This window comes from Bradyrhizobium sp. LMG 9283, from assembly GCF_045571415.1.
Lineage (GTDB): Bacteria > Pseudomonadota > Alphaproteobacteria > Rhizobiales > Xanthobacteraceae > Bradyrhizobium.
Genome location: NZ_CP120691.1, coordinates 3,446,899 through 3,463,976 on the forward strand (window position 1 = coordinate 3,446,899; position 17,078 = coordinate 3,463,976).

A 17,078-nucleotide genomic window follows, 5' to 3' on the forward strand; every position below is an offset into this window, starting at 1 on the left:
TGCTATGGCAACAAGAGCATTCATATGTTTTCAGGGCATATCCTCTGGCGATCGGAACGATCGCTACGACCGCTCTTGCCCTGCTACACACAATGCAACCGGCTTCTCCACTCATTGATTACCCCCCAAAGCTAACCAATGCGATTCGCATCGCCGAGCTCACATCTGATTCAGAGTCGCGCGCGAACCGCAACGCCCCGAAGGTTGTGAGTGCGCGCGCTCAGCAACTCGTCTAGGCGGCAGATCAGGCTCGCGTGGCAGATGCGGCTGAGGCAGGCGGCATCCTCTGAGACTGCGATGAGTTGACGCGCGTAACTGTGACGTGGCGGACAGTGGCGCTCAAGGCATCGTCCTACGCTTCGGCCATTCGCAATCGGCAGCGCAGGAGGAGGCCATGAACTACTCGTCCGCAGCAGAGCGCGTCATCGAGGCCGTCAACCGGCTGCTCACAGCGGCGATGACATCCGCGTGGACATCCGCCCTGAGCCACCAGCATGCAGCGCCGCCGGAAGGCGATGACGGCAACGCTGATGAATCCTCTCTCGACGAAGCGAACTCCTCGGCGGCGGGAAGCGCCGGCAAGCAACATTGAAAACGCAATCCGCTTGAGGGCGTCACACGATCAGATCGTGCAACAGATGGCCGTGAGCTGTACTTGTCTCATGAGGCGGACCAATATCGGGCGGCGATGTCTCAGGCATGAACGCCAGCTCGGATCCGTGGAATCCTGCAGCGTGGTCGTGATGACCGGCGAGGTCTGAGAGATGATCCGGCACCACGCTGTGCTGTGAGCCCTGCGAAACGTTATCCTTGAACTGGAATGAATCACCAGGCTGGTGCGTCTCGCTTGCAAGCGAATGGCTGGCGCCTCCGGTCGACGACTTCAGAAGGCTTGGGTTGAGCGTCGTGTCCGCCGTTTCATCGCTGCTACGACCGTGGGCATGAGCCGGCTGATCGATGTTTCCCGGGGGCGACACGACGTGATTCCCGGCATCGCTCCCCAGCGCAAGCCCGCGCCCGGCGTGCTGCTCGGCGGCATTGTGGCCAAAATTCAGCCCGGCGACGGCGATGTCAGGCATTTGGCCGCTTCCAGCAATCGCGCCGTTCTTGCCAGCGGCCGAGGCTGTGTCGAGTCCCGTCAAGTGGTCGAAGACAAAGCTGGGCTCCGTCGAAGCGGCGGCGTGTTGCAAGATCGTAGACGGTCCGCTGGCCGAGGGAGCTTCCGCGTCGATGCGGGGCGCTTCGGTCGCGGACGTTTGCATCGCGTCCGAACTGGAGAGGCTGGAATATTCAGTTCGTCCGACCTGATCCCAGTTTGACTCCAGGCTGTAGGTCGGCTCGCTCGGCTGGATTGCCGAACTCCCGCCTGTGAGGAGCGTGCCGTCGCCGCTTCCGGAATCGGATGAGATCCCCGAAGTGCTCGTCATCACGGTGGCCGCATCACTCTGCCCAGTTGCGGTGAGGTCGATGAGCTCGCTGGCAGCCGCCATCACAGGTGCCGCCGCCGGTGCCGGGATGAAGTCCGACGCGTCGATGCTTGCAATCCCCTGCAAATGGATTTCGAGCAGACTGGAATCGCCGATGTGCAGGGTCTGGTCCGTCGGATTGACGTACACGATGGTTTCGTTCGCCGTGCTGTCATAGAGCCAGGCGATCGTGTGTGCCGGCACGACCGAGCTGGTTGAGCTCAAGGCCAAGATGACGAACCCAAGCGCGCCAAGAGCGGTCAAGTCGATCTTGTCGGCCCCCGAGGCAAAGTCGGTGATGGTGTCGAACTGGCTTGCATTGGAATCGGCTACGAACAAATAAGCGAAGCGGTCGTTCCCATTGCTGCCGGTGAGTTGGTCGGCACCAAATCCACCGGTGATGGTGTCGGCGCCGTTATTGCCGTTGATTGTATCGTTGCCCGAACCGCCGTAGATGACGTCACCCCCATCGTTGCCTTTGATCGTGTCATTGCCGGAGCCGCCATAGAGAACGTCGGCTTTGCCGGTGCCGTTGACGGTATCACTGCTGGCCCCCGCGTAGATGATCTGACCCGTGTCGCCGCCGCCCGCGATGGTTTCGCTCCCCGGTGTTCCATATACGTTGGGAGGATCGGAGATCACGACAGATCCGGTCGCCAGGTTGTCAAAATCGTTCGGGTCTGCGTCGCTGGCGCCATGAATGGCGATGGTCACCGTCTGCTTGGTCCCGTCGATGGCGGTTAGCGTGAAAGAGTCGGTCAAGGTGTCGCCGATGTCGAGCGCCTGAACCACGCTGTTGTTGTTGTCGAGGGTGTAGGTCCATGCGCCGGCTGTGGTCATCGTGAATGTGCCGTATCCGTGGTCGCTCGCGGTCGGCGAAGTGACTGCGGTGAACGTATTCGGCGCGTTGTCGACGTCTGTATCGGTGAGCGTGCCGGTCGCGATGGGAACGCCGGGTGAGAATGTTCCTGCCTCGGTCACTGAGCCGGTCGTGGTGCCGGAAATGAGGGCCGCGTCATTGCTGCCGTGAATGGTGATCGTCACCACCTGCGGCGTGCCGTCGAGGGTCGTGACAGTGAAGCTGTCGGTGAGTGTGTCGCCGACATTGACCCCCTGCACTGCGCCGTTGGCGTTGTCGAGCGTGTAGGTCCAGACGCCGGCGGCGGTCATCGTAAAGCTGCCATAACCGCTGGTGCTGGCCTTGGGCGAGGTCACTGCCGTGAAGGTATCGGATGGATTGTCGACATCGGCGGCGAAGAGCGCGCCGGTTGCGCACGGAGTGCCGGGTATCGCGTTGGCAACGCCTCCGGACTCGGTCACCGAGCCGGTCGTCGTGCCGGAAATGACGGCGGCATCGTTAGTGCCTTGGATGGTGACTGTCACCACTTGGGCGGTTCCGTCCAGAGTGGTCACTGTGAAGCTGTCGGTCAGTGTCTCGCCGGCATTGAGCGCCTGCACCGCACTGTTGGCATTGTTGAGCGTGTAGGTCCACACGCCCGCTGCCGTCATGGTGAAGGTGCCGTAGCCGGCCGCGGTCGCCGTTGGTGAGTCGATTGCCGTGAAAGCATTTGCGGTCGTGTCGACATCGGCGTCGGTGAGCGTGCCGGTCGCGGTGGGCGTGCCGGGACTTGCATTGGCGATGCCGCCAGCCTCGATCACTGCGCCGGTCGTCGCGCCGGAGATGACCGCCGCGTCACTGGCTCCGTGGATGGTGATCGTCACCACCTGGGCGGTGCCTCCGATCGTGGTCACCGTGAAGCTGTCGGTCAGCGTCTCGCCGACATTGAGCCTCTGCACAGCCACGTTGGCATTGTCCAAAGTGTAGGTCCATGCGCCGGCGGCGGTCATCGTGAAGGTGCCATAGCCGCCGGCGCTCGCTGTTGGCGAGCTCACTGCGGTAAACGTATTGGGCGGATCGTCGACGTCGGTGTCGGTGAGGGTGCCGGTCGCAACCGGCATGCCTGGCGTGCCGTTGGCGATGCCGCCAGCCTCGACAGTCGAGCCGGTCGTGGTGCCGGAGATGATTGCGGCGTCGTCGACACCGTTGATGGTGACAGTGAACGTCTGACTGACAGAGGTGATTCCGTCGGAGACGGTGACAACGAAACCGTCCGTCGTGGGCGCCTTCAGCGCGTTGATTGCGGCATCGTCAGGCACGAACGCGTAGGCGCCGCTTGTGCTGTTCACGTAGAGCACCCCGTAGGGGCTCGCCTTCGACAGATCGTATGTCACTCCGCCCAGGATCGTATTCCCGGAAGTCGCCCCGACGACGCCGAAGCTCAGCTTGCCGCCGCTGCTGGTGCTGCTGGCACTGAAGGTTCCTCTCGTCGCAGTGAATGTATCGAACACCACGGTATCGAGCTCAGTTGGCCCAGCTCCGGTGCTGAGTGTCGGCGGCACAGGTTCCACAGGTGCCAGAGTGATGAATGGTAAGGTCATCGGCAAAACCTGCAGCGTGGGCACTTCCGGCTGAATGAAATTGATCGGCTGCGGTGACTCGGATTTGACGAAGGGAGGCGTACTTGAGCCATGCGGCCCTCGTCCTTCCAGATTGGCTAGCAAGTCCTGTTGCGCGGCGTGCAACTCATCCATGCGAGCGGCCGTGTTCGCGACCTGATTGACACTGATGGTAGATCCCACCTTCTTGAGGACGATTGTCTCGCCGGGATCTTCGACGATGATGTGCCGCGGGATCCGCTCCTTGGTCACGAGCTCAAATGCACCGTGCGCAAGGTCCTTGTAACTGATGGAGTCGTCATCCAGGAATGTGACGTCCGGGTCCGCGGCCTCCGCTTTTTCCGCGAACGAGAAAGTCAATGCTGCAAGCGTCAGCATTCCGAAACCGCCCGCGTGACTCCGGGCGCGAATGCCTGCAATTGGCGTATTCAGCTGGAGAGACCCGGTTTCTTCCAGCCGGCCTGGTACGAAACCGAAGCTCCCTCGGGTCACGTCGAACAGGGCTGGAGGCGACGTGCCTTCGACTTCGAAGACGAATTCGCTCAGCGCGACGTGAGTGCCGCAGGAGATGTTGAAGCGAGTACCGTCGATGAAGCGAAGTGTGATCTGTCCGTCGGCATCGGTCTCTATCACATCAGCCCGGTAGACAGGAGCGCCAGCTACGGCCTGTGTGGCGACGCCGGTGGCTCGCGTGAGCGTGCAGCAACCGATCACTGTATGAATATGGCCAATGATCTGGACGGGCAGGGTGGTGGCAGCCCCATTACCAACCTGGATGTCGGATGCAACTGACATGGCTCGACCTCGCCTGGGTGATCGATTCAGGCTCGGCGTGCTGCAATGGTCTTTCTTGGGGCGGCCCTCGCCAAGGAACAATATCCTGGGCGCTGGCAGCCGAAGGCTTGCCCGCCGAAATCATCAAGTCTGCTCTTGAGAGACGTATTGCGCGGGGGATGGCGACGCGTACCGCCATTCCCGACGAATCCCTCCCGCCAAAGTGATTAAATTCACAAACGAGACGTATTTAATTATAGCGCTTCCGTGGCACTGGATATAAATTAGAACCATTAAATGAATTAAACAACAATTATATTTATTGTGGCTGCGTTCCGCGGTTCAAGAAATGAGCTGCCGAAAGCAACAAGATCTTCTCAGAAAGGGGGGATCATGTGCAGACCTACGATAGCCGCTTTGGCGACCGGCTTTGTTTTGGCGCTCGCCAATTTCTTGCCGAGTGCGGCTCAAGCGCAAATCGATTCCGCCAAGCCCGCCGTCGCCAGCTCGCCGTCGAGACCGATCGGGAAGGTGGTGGCGGCCACAGGCTCGGTCACGATCGAACATGCGGGCGCAGTGGTCGTTCAGGCGAATGTCTCGAGTGATCCCGGCCAGACCAAGAGGGGCGATCCCGTATATCTCGGTGACGTGGTGCTGACCGGGGACGATGGGCGAGTCGGAATCAACTTCACCGACGGCAGCTCGTTCAATCTATCGAGCAACGCCCGTATGGTGCTGGATCATTATGTGTATGAGCCGGCCGGCAAGTCCAATGCGACCCTGTTCAATCTCGCCAGGGGAACGTTCGCCTTTGTTGCGGGCAGTGTCGCCAAGACCGGTGACATGAAAGTAGATACTCCCGTCGCCACGCTGGGAATCCGAGGCACGACGCCGCATATCGAGATTTCGGATGATGGGACAGTCAAATTTTCCATCCTGATCGAAGAGGGCAAAAGCAAGCTCCTGAAGAAGCCACGGGCAGCCGCGGCGCCGGAGCCCGATCGAAGTGCCGATCGCAGGCTCAACATCTGTCGGGGATGCTAAGAAGTTTGCCTGGCTTGAAGCCGCCGTAATGCCAGCGCGACGCCGGCCGGCCAGATAGATTGGGATTAGTGCTTTGTTCATTCGCGGAGAGTGACGGCTGGTGTAGAAATGACCGCAAGAGCCAGTGTCATCAGGGCAGTAATGCTCATTCTCATCGTTGTGTTGTCGGGTTCGTCGGGTTTGGCGCAGAAGCCAAAGAAGGGCAGCTCACTCAAGAATGTTGAGCTGTGTAACGGTTCAGATCGCGTGTCACCCGAAGCTCGGATCGATGGCTGCACGGCGTTTATCGATGCGGGCGAGGGGAGCGCAAACGGCTTCGCCGTCGCCCACAACAACAGGGGCAACGCCTATAGCGCCAAAGCCGACTACGAACGCGCGATCAAGGACTTCGTCGAAGCGACCAGGCTTAACCCGAACTATGCGAAAGCTTTCAACAACCTCGGCGTGGCCTATCTGAGAACGGGCTCGCACGACCTCGCTCTTGGCGCTTTTGAGGAGGCGCTCAAGCTCAACCCCAACTATGGCGCTGCTTTTGCCAACCGTGCGGCAGCCTACTTGAAGAGGAACGCGTACGACCGTGCAGCGCAGGACTATGACGAAGCAATTCGTCTTGACCCGAAGCTTGAGGCGGCGTGGAGCGGACGCTGTTGGGCCCGAGCCGTCCTTGGCGCCTTGCAGGCTGCGCTGGAGGACTGCGATATGGCGCTTCGATCGGGAGCCGGCAACGCCGCAACATACGATTCGCGAGCCCTGATAAATCTGAAAATGGGTCAACTCACCGCGGCTATCGATGACTACAACTCAGCGCTGCGGTTCGCGCCCAAGCTGGCGAGCGCGCTCTACGGTCGCGGAGTAGCCAGATTCAAGCTCGGCGACCTGGCTGGCGCCAATACCGATATTGCGGCGGCCAGAACGATCGACGCTGGAATCGGCGAAGACTTTGTCCGCTATGGGGTGCCGCGAAGGGATTGACGAGCCGCGACGGCACCGTCGTGCAGGTGTTAACAACTGCTTAATCCACCGCGTCTCAAATCTGAAACTGGCGGATCGCTCCCGCTCGATCCGGCACGGCGTGCTGCCCGCAGCGCAAATCAAGATACAGCATTAACAAGTCCTTAATTGGCGAGACCTACAGTCGACGGCACCGCCGGCGCCATTGCCGGCATGACCGCCGAACTGGAAGAAATGCCGCCAATGGCGCGAGAGGCTGCCGCTGGATTTGTGTCGCGAGCCCGCGCATTGGCACGGGGTTTGTCGCGTCATGTCCGCGGGGCGACCTTGCTGGCGGCCTGTTTCCTGATTGGCCTCGCGGCGCCCGCCCGAGCGGCCGATCCGATCAGGGGCGAGGCGACCTTTTCCGCCGGCGGCGGCTTTGCCCGTCTCGTCATCAAGCTCGGCGAGGACGTTCCCTCCGAGGTGACGACCGCAGGCTCCATCCTCATCATCCGCTTCGACCGGCCCGTCGATGTTCCCGTCGACCGGGTTCCGGAAGGCGCGCCTGACTACGTCAACTCCGCCCGCCGCGATCCTGATGGCGGCGCCATCCGTCTGTCGCTGGCGCGGCGTGTCACCGTCAACACCATGAATGCCGGCGAGCGCACCTTCGTCGACCTCTTGCCCGAGGGCTGGAAGGGCCCGCCGCCGAGCCTGCCCATGGACGTAGTCAAGGAACTCGCCGAGCGCGCACGCGTGGCCGAGCGCGCGCTACGCGCCCAGCGCGCCGCTGCCGAGGCCAAGAAACGTCCGCAGATCCGCGTGCGTGCCTCGGTGCAGCCGACCTTCGTGCGCTTCGTGTTCGAGATGCCCGATGGCGTCGGCGTCTCCTCCGTGCTCAACGAGCAGAAGCTCACGCTCGTCTTCAACGCCAACCTCAATTTTGACCTGGCTGACGCAGTGGTCGCGGCGCCGCCGAACGTCGCCTCGATCAAGCAGAAGGCCGACATCGACCAGACCAATGTCGAGATCGCGCTGATCGGCGATTCCGACGTGCATTCGTTCCGCGACGAGAAGAACTATGTCGTCGACGTCTCCTTCCAACCCGACAAGGGCAAGTCGGCCGCGACGCCCGAGGCGGCGATCGCGCAGATGAAGCCTGCCGGTCAGGGACCCGCGCCTGCGCCGGAAAAGCCGGCGGCTGAGAAGCCGCAGGATGTCCATCGCGAGATCACGCCGCCCACATCCGACACGATCGCGCGCGAAGCCAAGATTGACGTGAAGCCCGAGGCGAAGCTGGACGCGCCCGCCGCAATGCCGGTCGCCGAAGCGCCGAGGCCGGCGCCCGCGGCTGAGGCTGCGCACGCTGCGGAAGTGCCCAAGGAGACACCCAAGGAGGCCCCAACGCCTGCGCCGGCTGTTGCCGAAGCCCCGGCCGCGCCTGCCAAGCCTGTGGTTGCCGAGGCGCCCAAGCAGGCCGTGAAGGAAGCGGCGAAGGAGCCGGTCAAGGAAGCCCCGAAGGCAACCTCCGCCGAGACGGCCGCCGCCCCGCAGCAGGCCGTCGCCAGCGTCGATGCGCGCCGCGACAGCGACGGCTTGCGCGTGACGTTCCCGCTTCAGGTGGCAACGCCGGCAGCGGCGTTCCGCCGCGGCGATACTGTCTGGCTGGTGTTCGACGCGCCGAAGCCCATCAATGTCGAGGCGATCCGCACCAAGGGCGGCGCCATGATTGGCGAGGTCGGCCGCATCCCGCTCGACAAGGGGCAGGCTGTGCGCATCCGTCTCACCCGGCCGCTGGTCTACTCGCTGACGAGCGAAGAGGTCGGCAAGGAGACCAACTGGATGTTGACGCTCGCCGACAAGATCCAGGCGACGCCGCTGCCGCTGATGATGTCGCGCAACATCACCGATCCGGCGCTCGCCAATATCGCGATCCCCTTCGCCAATCCGGGCCTCCTGCACAAGCTCACCGATCCCGATGCCGGCGATACGCTCTATGTCGTCACCGCGGGGCGGCCTGTGCGCGGCTTCATCAAGCGGCAGGACCTCGTCGATCTCTCGCTGCTGGAATCCGCGCACGGCATCGCGATCCGGCCAAACTCCGACGAGATCGGCGTCGAGATCGGCTCCGACAAGGTGATCCTCGGCAAGAAGGGCGGACTGACGCTGTCGCCTGTCGACATCTCGGCCGAGCGGGCGCCGACCGCGGTGCGCCCGGTGTTCAGCCCCGAAGGCTGGCGCAAGGGCCAGTCGGAAAACTTCATGGCGCGCCAGAGCGAGCTGATGACGGCGATCGCAGCGGTCGAGCCCGCGCTGCGCTCGCTGCCGCGGCTCGACCTCGCGCAGTTCTACATGTCGCGCGCGATGTACCACGAGGCCAAGGCCATTACCGACGTGATGCTGACCGATCCCCTCAACAAGGAGGAGAGCGGTGCGCTGATCATGCATGCGATCGCGAGCATCCTGATCGGCCGGCCGGCGCAAGGCCTGAAGGACCTCGCCAATCCCGTGATCGGCAACAGCCACGATTCCCAGCTCTGGAAGGCGCTCGCCTATGCGCGGCAGGGCAAATGGGCGGACGCGCGCGAGAAGTTCAAGAACGTCGAATTCGCCATCGCCTCCCTGCCGCTCGACATCCAGCGCATCGTGACGATGGATGCGATGCGCGCATCGCTCGAGGTGAAGGACTATGCCGGCGCCTCCAAGCGCCGCAGCGAGCTCGAGGTCGTCGGTGTCCCACCTGAGGCTGCACCGGCCTTCGCCGTGTTGCGCGGCCGGCTCGCCGAGGCGCTCGGCCACGACAAGGACGCGCTCGACGACTACAAGTTCGCGGTCGCTTCGAACGACCGTCCGGCTGCGGCCGAGGCCAAGCAGCTCGAGGTCGCTCTGCGCCAGAAGCGCGACGAGATCGGCAAGGAAGAGGCACTTCGCGAGCTCGAGACGCTGTCGATGACCTGGCGCGGCGATGCGATCGAGGTCAAGACGCTGCAGATGCTGTCGCAGCTGTATGCGGAGAACGGGCGTTACCGGGATGCGCTCATGGCGGCGCGCACCGCGACGAGGCTCCAGCCGAACGCCGAAGCCTCGCGCCTGGCGCAGGATCTCGCGTCCGACCTGTTCACCCAGATATTCCTGGGGCCGAAGGGGGACGAACTGCCGCCGGTCGAGGCGCTCGGGATGTTCTATGAGTTCCGCGAGCTGACGCCGATCGGCCGCCGCGGCGATGAGCTGATCCGCCGGCTCGCGGACCGCCTCGCCTCGATCGATCTGCTCGATCAGGCGGCAGAACTGCTGCAGTACCAGGTCGACCATCGCCTTGAAGGCGCGGCGCGCGCCCAGGTCGCCGCGCGCCTTGCCATGATCTATCTCGCCAATCGCAAGCCTGACATGGCGATCACCGCGCTGCGCGTGAGCCGCATCAGCGATCTCTCTGGCGAGCTCCGGCAGCAGCGCCTGTTGCTCGAGGCGCGTGCGCAGAGCGACGTCGGCCGTCACGATCTCGCGCTCGACATCGTCTCCAACGTCTCCGGGCGCGAAGTGCTCCGCCTGCGCTCCGACATCTTCTGGGCCGCGCGGCGCTGGCGCGAGTCCGCCGAGCAGATCGAGCTCTATTACGGCGAGCGTTTCCGCGATTTCAAGCCGCTCAATGCGGTCGAGAAGAGCGACATCATCCGCGCGGCGGTCGGCTACGCGCTCGCCGACGACTCGATCGGCCTGTCACGCTTCCGCGAGAAATACGCGCCGCTGATGAGCGAGAGCGCCGACCGTCTCGCCTTCGATATCGCCAGCAAGCCGGCCGCAGCCTCCAGCGCCGAATTCGCCGAGATCGCCAAGCTCGCCGCCAGCGTCGATACGCTCGACGGCTTCCTGCGCGAAATGAAGCAGCGCTTCCCCGACGCCACGGCGCGCGGCCCCAGCGCGCCCCAGGCCAAGGACGACTCCGACCACACCGGCTCGCTGCCTGCGATTCCGGTCGTGCGGCAGATCAAGATGACGCGGTAGGGCTTGGTGCCGCGCAAGGCGCTGCCCTGGACGGCTCGGTATTCCTCCGTCATTGCGAGCGCAGCGAGGCAATCCAGAATCTATCCGCGGAGGCAGTCTGGATTGCTCACATGGGGATTTGATGTGTCAAGATTTATGGTCAGCTCTTTGTTCGATTGCAGGCCAGCTCTTCGTCCCGACCGCGGAACTTTTCGGATGGCGCGCGCAGATCAGGTCAAGACCGGCCCGTGAGGGCCGCCGCGAAGCGGCTTGGTCTTGACCTGAGCGAGCACGCCTTCAGGCTCGTTAGGTCGGGAAGTGCGGCGTGAACTACTCCTATGGTTGGCGATCCAAGGGTCGAGCCGGTTTTGGCAATCTGGTTTGCATGCCAGATCAAACTCACATTCGGTCGTTGCGCGGTGGCAACTGCACCAACATTCCGCTTGCGGCGGGCAGGCTCGAGAGGACGAGACCCTTCTTCGTTACGGCGTTTGAAGCCATGCAATCCATCGGTTCGTCCACCCGGATCGGCCGAGGCTGATCAACCTCGGCGGATTGGTTTTGAGGCTGAGAGGCGTGGTGTCAGGCGCCGGGCTTCACCACGGCTCCCTCGATCACGACGCCGGCGGTCACGTATTTCCACAGGGCCACGAGCAGCTTGCGCGCCAGCGCCACGATTGTGCGCTTGCGGCCGCGCTGGCTGTTGGCCTTGAACCACTGGGTCAGAGCCGATTGAGGCTGGTGACGTATCCACAGCCAGGCGAGCTGGATCATCGTGGTTCTCAGGCGCGGATTGCCGGCCTTCGACACGCCCTGCTCACGCTCAATGCCGCCACTGCGCCATGGCGTGGCCGCAAGACCGGCATAGGACGCAACCTGGCGGCGGTTGGTGAACTGACGGTGGAAGGCCTCCGACCAGAGAATGGCAGCAAAGTTCGGGCCCAGGCCCTTCAAGTCGAGCAGCATCGCGACCGGGTTCGATGCAGCCTTCTCGCCTGCTGGTCGGCTTGCAGCCAGCAATGCATCCTGCTCGCGCTCTACCGCCGCGATCTGGTCGAGCAGAAGTTCGAGCCGGTCGAGCTCGCGGCTGATCTGCGCCTTCAAATGCGCCGGCAGCAGCCGCCCGTCCCCCGTGCGCAAGGCCTCGAGCCGCGTCCGTCGATCGCGCCGCAGCGGCACGTAGTCGAATATCCCTTGCGCAAACAGAACACCCTTGATCCGGTTCACATGCACGATCCGCTCCGCGATCAAGGTCCGCCGCTCCCGGCAAAGCCTGCGGCGGTCCTCTTCTTCCGGAGAGGGGGCAACGACCATCGCGCAGACCCGTGGCTCGCCGCGCTTGTAGGCCAGAAGCGACCGCAACAGCGTCTCGCCGTCCAACCGGTCCGTCTTGGCCCGCCGGCGCCGGCGCGGCGTCGCGATCGAGGCCGGATCGACCACGTAGCTCTCGACGCCCTCCGACTGCAGAGTGCGGTGAAGCCAGAACCCATCCAGCCCCGCCTCCTGGATGGTGATGATCGGATAACTCTCGCCCGTTCGCGCCTGGGCCTTACGCTTCAGCGCAGCAAAGAGCTTCAAAAGCTCCGCAATAGCGCCGGCCTTCACGCTGTGTTTGGACATCTTCTCGCCCTTGCCGGGCGACAGCGATGTAACCAGCCATGTCGAACGGCTCAGTTCCAATGACACAAAAATTGCGCCAATCTGCGTCCGGATAGCGGCCAGTCCGTCGGAAAGATGATCGAGCAACATCGTTGTCTCCAGGTTGAGTGCTTTCAGCAACCTCAGTCTGGCCTCAGACCCGGTCGCTATCCACTCCCCATGGAATCTTCGCTGCGCTCGCAATGACGGGGAGAGGCCGGGGGCTATCGTTGAAGGCGAAGGGCATGCGTCGCTGAGGTCGCCCTGCGTTCATCCTCCCCCGTAACTCTGCACCAGACTTCCCGCCACCAGCGACCAGCCGTCGACCAGCACGAAGAAGATCAGCTTGAACGGCAGCGAGATCGTCGCTGGCGGCAGCATCATCATGCCCATCGACATCAGCACCGAGGCGACGACGAGGTCGATGATCAGGAAGGGCAAGAACAACAGAAAGCCGATCTCGAAGGCGCGCTTCAGCTCGGAGATCATGAAGGAGGGCACGAGGATGCGAAGCGCGAGGTCGTCGGGCGTGGCCGGTGGCGGTTCGCCCGAGAGATCCAGGAACAGCTTGAGGTCCTTCTCGCGCACGTTCTTCTGCATGAAGCCGCGCAAGGGGACGGAGGCGCGCTGGAGCGCATCCTCGACGCCGATCTGGTTGGCGACGAGCGGACGGATGCCCTCGTCGTAGGACTTTTGCAGCACCGGTCCCATCACGAAGAAGGTGAGGAACATCGCCAGCGCAATGATCACCGAGTTCGGCGGCGCGGTCGCCGTGCCCATCGCGGTGCGCAGCAGTGACAGCACCACCACGATGCGCGTGAACGACGTCATCATGATCAGGATCGACGGCGCGATCGACAGCACCGTGAGCAGCGCGATCAGCTGGATCGCGCGTTCGGTGACACCGCCGCCGCCAGCGCCGCCGCCAAGATTGATGCTGATGTCCTGGGCATGCGCCGGCATCGCGAGCGAGGCCGCGCTGAACAGGACAGAAAGAAACAGAACTCTACGCGGGAGGACCGGCAATCTCACGAAGACGGCTTCGGACGGCCGAGCAGGGAGGCCATCTCGTCTTCGAGATTTTCAAAGCTGGTCTTTTCCGCGGCCGGCTTTGCGGGCGGGGCCGGCGGCGCCGGCGGCTCGCTGCGTGCGGCGCGGGGGGGAGCGGGCGGCGGTTCCGGCGCAACCGGAGGTGCGACCGTTTCGCCGGCCGGGCGGCGCAGCGCAGCCTCCAACCGCTGCGCCATCTCGGCGAGATTCTGCTCGGCGCTCGTGGGCGTAGCAGCAGCTGCCGGCGGCGGAACGGCCGGAGCCTGCGGCACAGGCGGAGGAGGCGGCGGTGCAGCGGCGCGCTCGGCGCGCACGGGCGGCATCTTCATCGGCTCGCTCCCGCGCGGCGGACGGGGCATCAGCGGCGGCTCGCCGCGGGGAATGCGCGGTGGCAGCGGCTCGGGCCGTGGTTCGCGCTCCGGACGTGGCGCGATCGGCTCGGGCGTAAAGCCTCCCGGGGGCGGCTCGCTGCGGCGTTCGGCCAGTGCAGGAGCAGGCCGGCGCACCTCGTCGGCGAAGGATGGGCGCGCGGGCCGCGACGGCGGCTCGGGCATTTGCGGCTCGGGATGATCGAGCAGTTCGGGTCGCGGTGCTTCATCGGCCCAGCCGCCGGCATCAGGCATGGGGGCGAGGCGCGGCGGTTCGGCGGCGCTCGGACGTTGCGGGAGCTGGTCGCGGCTGGGCGCGGCGCGAACGATATTCGGCTCGACGACGATGTCCGTGGGGCCGCCGATCATCAGCAGATGCTCGACATTGTCACGCCGGACCAGCACCAGACGGCGCCGGCCATCGACCGCGGCGGCGTCGATCACGGCGAGCCTTGGCATCCTGCCGCGCTGGGTGTTGGCGCCCAGCCGACTGCTGCCGAATCGGCGAACCAGCCATGCAGCGACGCCGATCAACGCCAGAACGACGATGAACGCGACGATGAAGGTGATAGGGCTGCCTTGCATACTTGTCCCCGACAAATGGCGCTTTTCTCGTGCCCATGGTCGGATTCGCCAACCACCGGCCTACGATGCCCCAAGCTGCGATTTCTTAACGTTCCACGGCAAGTTTTGCCGTCCCCAACTCTTAATAACCCATGAATCGCCCGATCCAAAACGACTTCTTGCCCTGTGCACGCACCGCCAAACGGTTGGGTTAATGCCACTTTTCGCGGCGCAGAATCACCGGCGCTCAAGAATCGTGTCTCGCTCGAGGACATGGTTCGAGACGTCCTTAACCAGCTGTTAACCATACAGGCGGCAAATTCTGCCTAGCTTCGGACCTCAAGGTCCGCAAGGGGCGGAAGGAGCCGCGACGATGTCCATCAACGACCTCCCGGTGCTGTCGGCGCTTCGTACCAAGATGCAGTGGCACCAGGAGCGCCAGCGCGTCCTGGCCGAGAACGTCTCCAACTCCGATACGCCCAAATTCCGGCCGCGCGACCTGGTCGAGCCGAAGCTCGACAAGACCGGTTCCGTTACGGGGTCCATGGGGCCTCTGGCCCTGACCGTCACCAGCGCCTCGCACATGAAACCATCAGGCGCGGCCTCGGGCTTCGACCAGAACAAGAATGCCGGCTTCGAGACCCGCCCGGCGGGAAATGCCGTCAATCTCGAGGAGGAGATGATGAAGGCCGCCAGCAACCAGATGGACTATGCGGCGGCGACCTCGCTCTATTCGAAGAGCCTGCATCTGCTCAAGACGGCGATCGGCAAGGGCTAGCGCATGATCCTGGAACAGCAGAGCTAGCGGAGGCGGATCATGGCGAATGACAGCAGCGACTTTGCCCGCTCGATGGCGATCGCAACCTCCGGCCTGCGCGCACAGGCCGGGCGCATGCGGGTGATCTCGGAAAATATCGCGAACGCGGATTCGACCGCGCCGACCGCCGGCGGCGATCCCTATCGGCGCAAGGTTCCGACCTTCTCCTCCGCGCTCGACCGCACGCTCGACGCGCAGGTCGTCACGCTCGGCAGGATCAAGCCCGACCAGTCCGCCTTCCGTGTCAAATACGAGCCGAACAATCCCGCGGCGGATGCGGGCGGCAACGTGAAATATCCCAACGTGAACTCGGTGGTCGAGATGACCGACATGCGCGACGCGCAGCGGTCCTACGAGGCCAATCTGAACATCATCAGTGCGACGCGCCGGATGATCCAGCGCACGCTCGACATCCTCAAGAGCTGAACAGGACATCTTAAGCCATGGCATCACCGACAATCGCCGCCAATGCCTACGCCAATCTCGCCCGCGTGCTGGAGAACAGCGGCGCCGGCAAGGGCAGCGAGCCGAGCGGGCAATCCTTTGCTTCGCTGCTGAAGGACGCCGTCGGCAGCGTCATGGAGTCCGGCCGCAAGTCCGACGCACAGACGGTGGCAATGGCCGCCGGCAAGGCCAATGTGATGGACGTGGTGACGGCGGTCGCAGACACCGACGTCGCGGTGTCCACGCTGGTCTCGGTCCGCGACCGCGTCATCGCGGCCTATGAAGACATCATGAAGATGCCGATCTGATTTTTCGCGCTGTCGCTCGCCCCAGGTGTCATTGCGAGCGCAGCGAAGCAATCCAGAATACTTCCGCGGCGGCAGTCTGGATTGCTTCGCTTCGCTCGCAATGACGGGGAGGGAGCGTTCGTTCCTCGCCGCGGTGGTGGGGATGAAGGTTGAATAAGGAAGTTTACAAATGACCGGACCCGAGACCCTCGACGTCGCACGCGATGCGATCTGGACCATCGTGATCGTGTCCTCGCCGCTGATGGTGGTCGGCCTCGTGGTCGGCGTGATCGTGTCGCTATTCCAGGCGCTGACGCAGATCCAGGAGCAGACGCTGATCTACGTGCCGAAGATCCTGGCCATCTTCGCCACGATGCTATTGGCGCTGCCGTTCATGGCCGACTCGCTCCACGCCCACATGCTGCGGATCTCGTCGCGAATCATCGGCGGCTGAGGCACAATGCGTGAACTATGCGCATCGACGTCTCGCTGCTGCCGGCGCTTGCCGCTTCCTTCATGCTCGCCTTCGCCCGGGTCGGCGCGATGGTGATGCTGCTGCCCGGCCTCGGCGAGACCAACATCCCGACGCGGATCAAGCTGTCGATCGCGCTGCTGCTCACGCTGATCATCCTGCCGCTGCATCGCAACGCCTATCAGGTCGACATGGGCTCGCTGGCGCCGCTGCTGGTGCTGATGCTGCATGAGATCGCGATCGGCATCGTGCTGGGGGCGACCGCGCGCGTGACGTTGTCGGCGCTCCAGGTTGCGGGATCCGTGATCGCGCAGCAGATGGGGCTCGGCTTCGTCACTTCGGTCGATCCGACACAGGGACAGCAGGGCGTGCTGGTCGGCAACTTCCTGACCATGCTGGGGGTGACGCTGCTGTTCGCCACCGATAGCCACCATCTGGTGATCGCGGCACTGAACGACAGCTATACGATCTTCTCGCCGGGCGAGACCGTATCGAGCGGCGATGTCGCCTCGCTGGCAACGCGCGCCTTCGCGGCCGCCTTCCGCCTCGGCCTGCAGCTCTCCGGGCCGTTCCTGGTGTTCGGCCTCGTCTTCAACATCGGGCTCGGTGTGCTGGCGCGGCTGATGCCGCAGATGCAGGTCTATTTCGTCGGCGTGCCGCTGTCGATCTTCGCAGGCTTCCTGGTGCTCGCCGTGGTGCTCACCGCGATGATGGGCACCTTTCTCGACTATTTCATCGGTGTCATGCACCAGATGATGCCGCTCAGGTAACAGGCGTCGATCG

Annotated in this window: 13 protein-coding genes; 9 read left to right on the plus strand and 4 right to left on the minus strand. The window is 63.8% G+C overall.

The genetic code is table 11. From position 1 onward, the window contains the following. Nucleotides 1-394: 394 nt before the first annotated feature. A complete protein-coding gene (locus P6U29_RS15985) occupies nucleotides 395-592 on the plus strand; it encodes a hypothetical protein (RefSeq protein WP_407118462.1) in 198 nt (65 codons plus the stop codon). 22 nt (nucleotides 593-614) lie between these two features. Here the strand turns inward: P6U29_RS15985 and P6U29_RS15990 are convergent, their stop codons facing one another. Then, nucleotides 615-4,718: a VCBS domain-containing protein gene (locus tag P6U29_RS15990; RefSeq protein ID WP_407118463.1), complete on the minus strand. Its 4,104-nt coding sequence runs from the start codon at nucleotides 4,716-4,718 to the stop codon at nucleotides 615-617. A 303-nt stretch (nucleotides 4,719-5,021) separates the two neighbouring features. Here P6U29_RS15990 and P6U29_RS15995 point away from each other — a divergent pair, with 303 nt between their 5' ends. From P6U29_RS15995 to P6U29_RS16005, 3 genes are all read left to right on the plus strand, one after another. Beyond that, nucleotides 5,022-5,741: a FecR domain-containing protein gene (locus tag P6U29_RS15995; RefSeq protein WP_407118464.1), complete on the plus strand. Its 720-nt coding sequence runs from the start codon at nucleotides 5,022-5,024 to the stop codon at nucleotides 5,739-5,741. A gap of 141 nt (nucleotides 5,742-5,882) precedes the next feature. Beyond that, entirely contained in the window at nucleotides 5,883-6,713 is an 831-nt protein-coding gene (locus P6U29_RS16000) for a tetratricopeptide repeat protein (protein ID WP_407118465.1), read from the plus strand. Between the two features lie 222 nt (nucleotides 6,714-6,935). Continuing rightward, a complete protein-coding gene (locus P6U29_RS16005) occupies nucleotides 6,936-10,676 on the plus strand; it encodes a tetratricopeptide repeat protein (RefSeq protein WP_407119341.1) in 3,741 nt (1,246 codons plus the stop codon). 561 nt (nucleotides 10,677-11,237) lie between these two features. Here the strand turns inward: P6U29_RS16005 and P6U29_RS16010 are convergent. From P6U29_RS16010 to P6U29_RS16020, 3 genes are all read right to left on the minus strand, one after another. Then, nucleotides 11,238-12,404 carry an IS110 family transposase gene (locus P6U29_RS16010; RefSeq protein ID WP_407112656.1) on the minus strand — a complete coding sequence of 389 codons (1,167 nt, stop codon included), beginning with the start codon at nucleotides 12,402-12,404 and terminating at the stop codon, nucleotides 11,238-11,240. 159 nt (nucleotides 12,405-12,563) lie between these two features. Then, nucleotides 12,564-13,325, minus strand: a complete 762-nt coding sequence (gene fliP, locus P6U29_RS16015; RefSeq protein WP_407118466.1) for a flagellar type III secretion system pore protein FliP — start codon at nucleotides 13,323-13,325, stop codon at nucleotides 12,564-12,566. Then, nucleotides 13,322-14,296 (minus strand): flagellar biosynthetic protein FliO, encoded by a 975-nt coding sequence (locus P6U29_RS16020; protein WP_407118467.1) that lies wholly within the window; start codon nucleotides 14,294-14,296, stop codon nucleotides 13,322-13,324. Before P6U29_RS16020 ends, fliP begins: the two co-directional genes overlap by 4 nt. A gap of 352 nt (nucleotides 14,297-14,648) precedes the next feature. Between P6U29_RS16020 and flgB the strand changes: the two genes are divergently transcribed. The 5 genes from flgB to fliR all read left to right on the plus strand — a co-directional run bounded on the left by flgB (nucleotide 14,649) and on the right by fliR (nucleotide 17,065). Further along, the gene (flgB, locus tag P6U29_RS16025; protein WP_407118468.1) at nucleotides 14,649-15,053 is read left to right on the plus strand and encodes a flagellar basal body rod protein FlgB; all 405 of its coding nucleotides are present in this window, start codon (nucleotides 14,649-14,651) and stop codon (nucleotides 15,051-15,053) included. A gap of 39 nt (nucleotides 15,054-15,092) precedes the next feature. After that, nucleotides 15,093-15,518 carry a flagellar basal body rod protein FlgC gene (gene flgC / locus P6U29_RS16030; RefSeq protein ID WP_407118469.1) on the plus strand — a complete coding sequence of 142 codons (426 nt, stop codon included), beginning with the start codon at nucleotides 15,093-15,095 and terminating at the stop codon, nucleotides 15,516-15,518. Nucleotides 15,519-15,535: 17 nt separating this feature from the next. Continuing rightward, complete coding sequence (gene fliE / locus P6U29_RS16035) at nucleotides 15,536-15,844, plus strand: flagellar hook-basal body complex protein FliE (RefSeq protein ID WP_122402438.1); 309 nt, start codon at nucleotides 15,536-15,538, stop codon at nucleotides 15,842-15,844. A 169-nt stretch (nucleotides 15,845-16,013) separates the two neighbouring features. Then, nucleotides 16,014-16,277, plus strand: a complete 264-nt coding sequence (gene fliQ, locus P6U29_RS16040) for a flagellar biosynthesis protein FliQ (RefSeq protein WP_011088555.1) — start codon at nucleotides 16,014-16,016, stop codon at nucleotides 16,275-16,277. Nucleotides 16,278-16,294: 17 nt separating this feature from the next. Then, nucleotides 16,295-17,065, plus strand: coding sequence for a flagellar biosynthetic protein FliR (fliR, locus tag P6U29_RS16045; protein ID WP_036027906.1), 771 nt, complete (start codon nucleotides 16,295-16,297; stop codon nucleotides 17,063-17,065). Nucleotides 17,066-17,078 lie beyond the last annotated feature (13 nt).

What these genes read in the sequence shown, in the direction of transcription:
- P6U29_RS15985 (WP_407118462.1), top strand. Translation starts at nt 395, where the DNA reads ATGAACTACTCGTCCGCAGCAGAGCGCGTCATCGAGGCCGTCAACCGG.
- P6U29_RS16010 (WP_407112656.1), bottom strand. Translation starts at nt 12,404, where the DNA reads ATGTTGCTCGATCATCTTTCCGACGGACTGGCCGCTATCCGGACGCAG.
- P6U29_RS16005 (WP_407119341.1), top strand. Translation starts at nt 6,936, where the DNA reads ATGGCGCGAGAGGCTGCCGCTGGATTTGTGTCGCGAGCCCGCGCATTG.
- P6U29_RS16020 (WP_407118467.1), bottom strand. Translation starts at nt 14,296, where the DNA reads ATGCAAGGCAGCCCTATCACCTTCATCGTCGCGTTCATCGTCGTTCTG.
- flgC (WP_407118469.1), top strand. Translation starts at nt 15,093, where the DNA reads ATGGCGAATGACAGCAGCGACTTTGCCCGCTCGATGGCGATCGCAACC.
- P6U29_RS16000 (WP_407118465.1), top strand. Translation starts at nt 5,883, where the DNA reads ATGCTCATTCTCATCGTTGTGTTGTCGGGTTCGTCGGGTTTGGCGCAG.
- fliE (WP_122402438.1), top strand. Translation starts at nt 15,536, where the DNA reads ATGGCATCACCGACAATCGCCGCCAATGCCTACGCCAATCTCGCCCGC.
- fliR (WP_036027906.1), top strand. Translation starts at nt 16,295, where the DNA reads ATGCGCATCGACGTCTCGCTGCTGCCGGCGCTTGCCGCTTCCTTCATG.
- fliQ (WP_011088555.1), top strand. Translation starts at nt 16,014, where the DNA reads ATGACCGGACCCGAGACCCTCGACGTCGCACGCGATGCGATCTGGACC.
- flgB (WP_407118468.1), top strand. Translation starts at nt 14,649, where the DNA reads ATGTCCATCAACGACCTCCCGGTGCTGTCGGCGCTTCGTACCAAGATG.
- P6U29_RS15990 (WP_407118463.1), bottom strand. Translation starts at nt 4,718, where the DNA reads ATGTCAGTTGCATCCGACATCCAGGTTGGTAATGGGGCTGCCACCACC.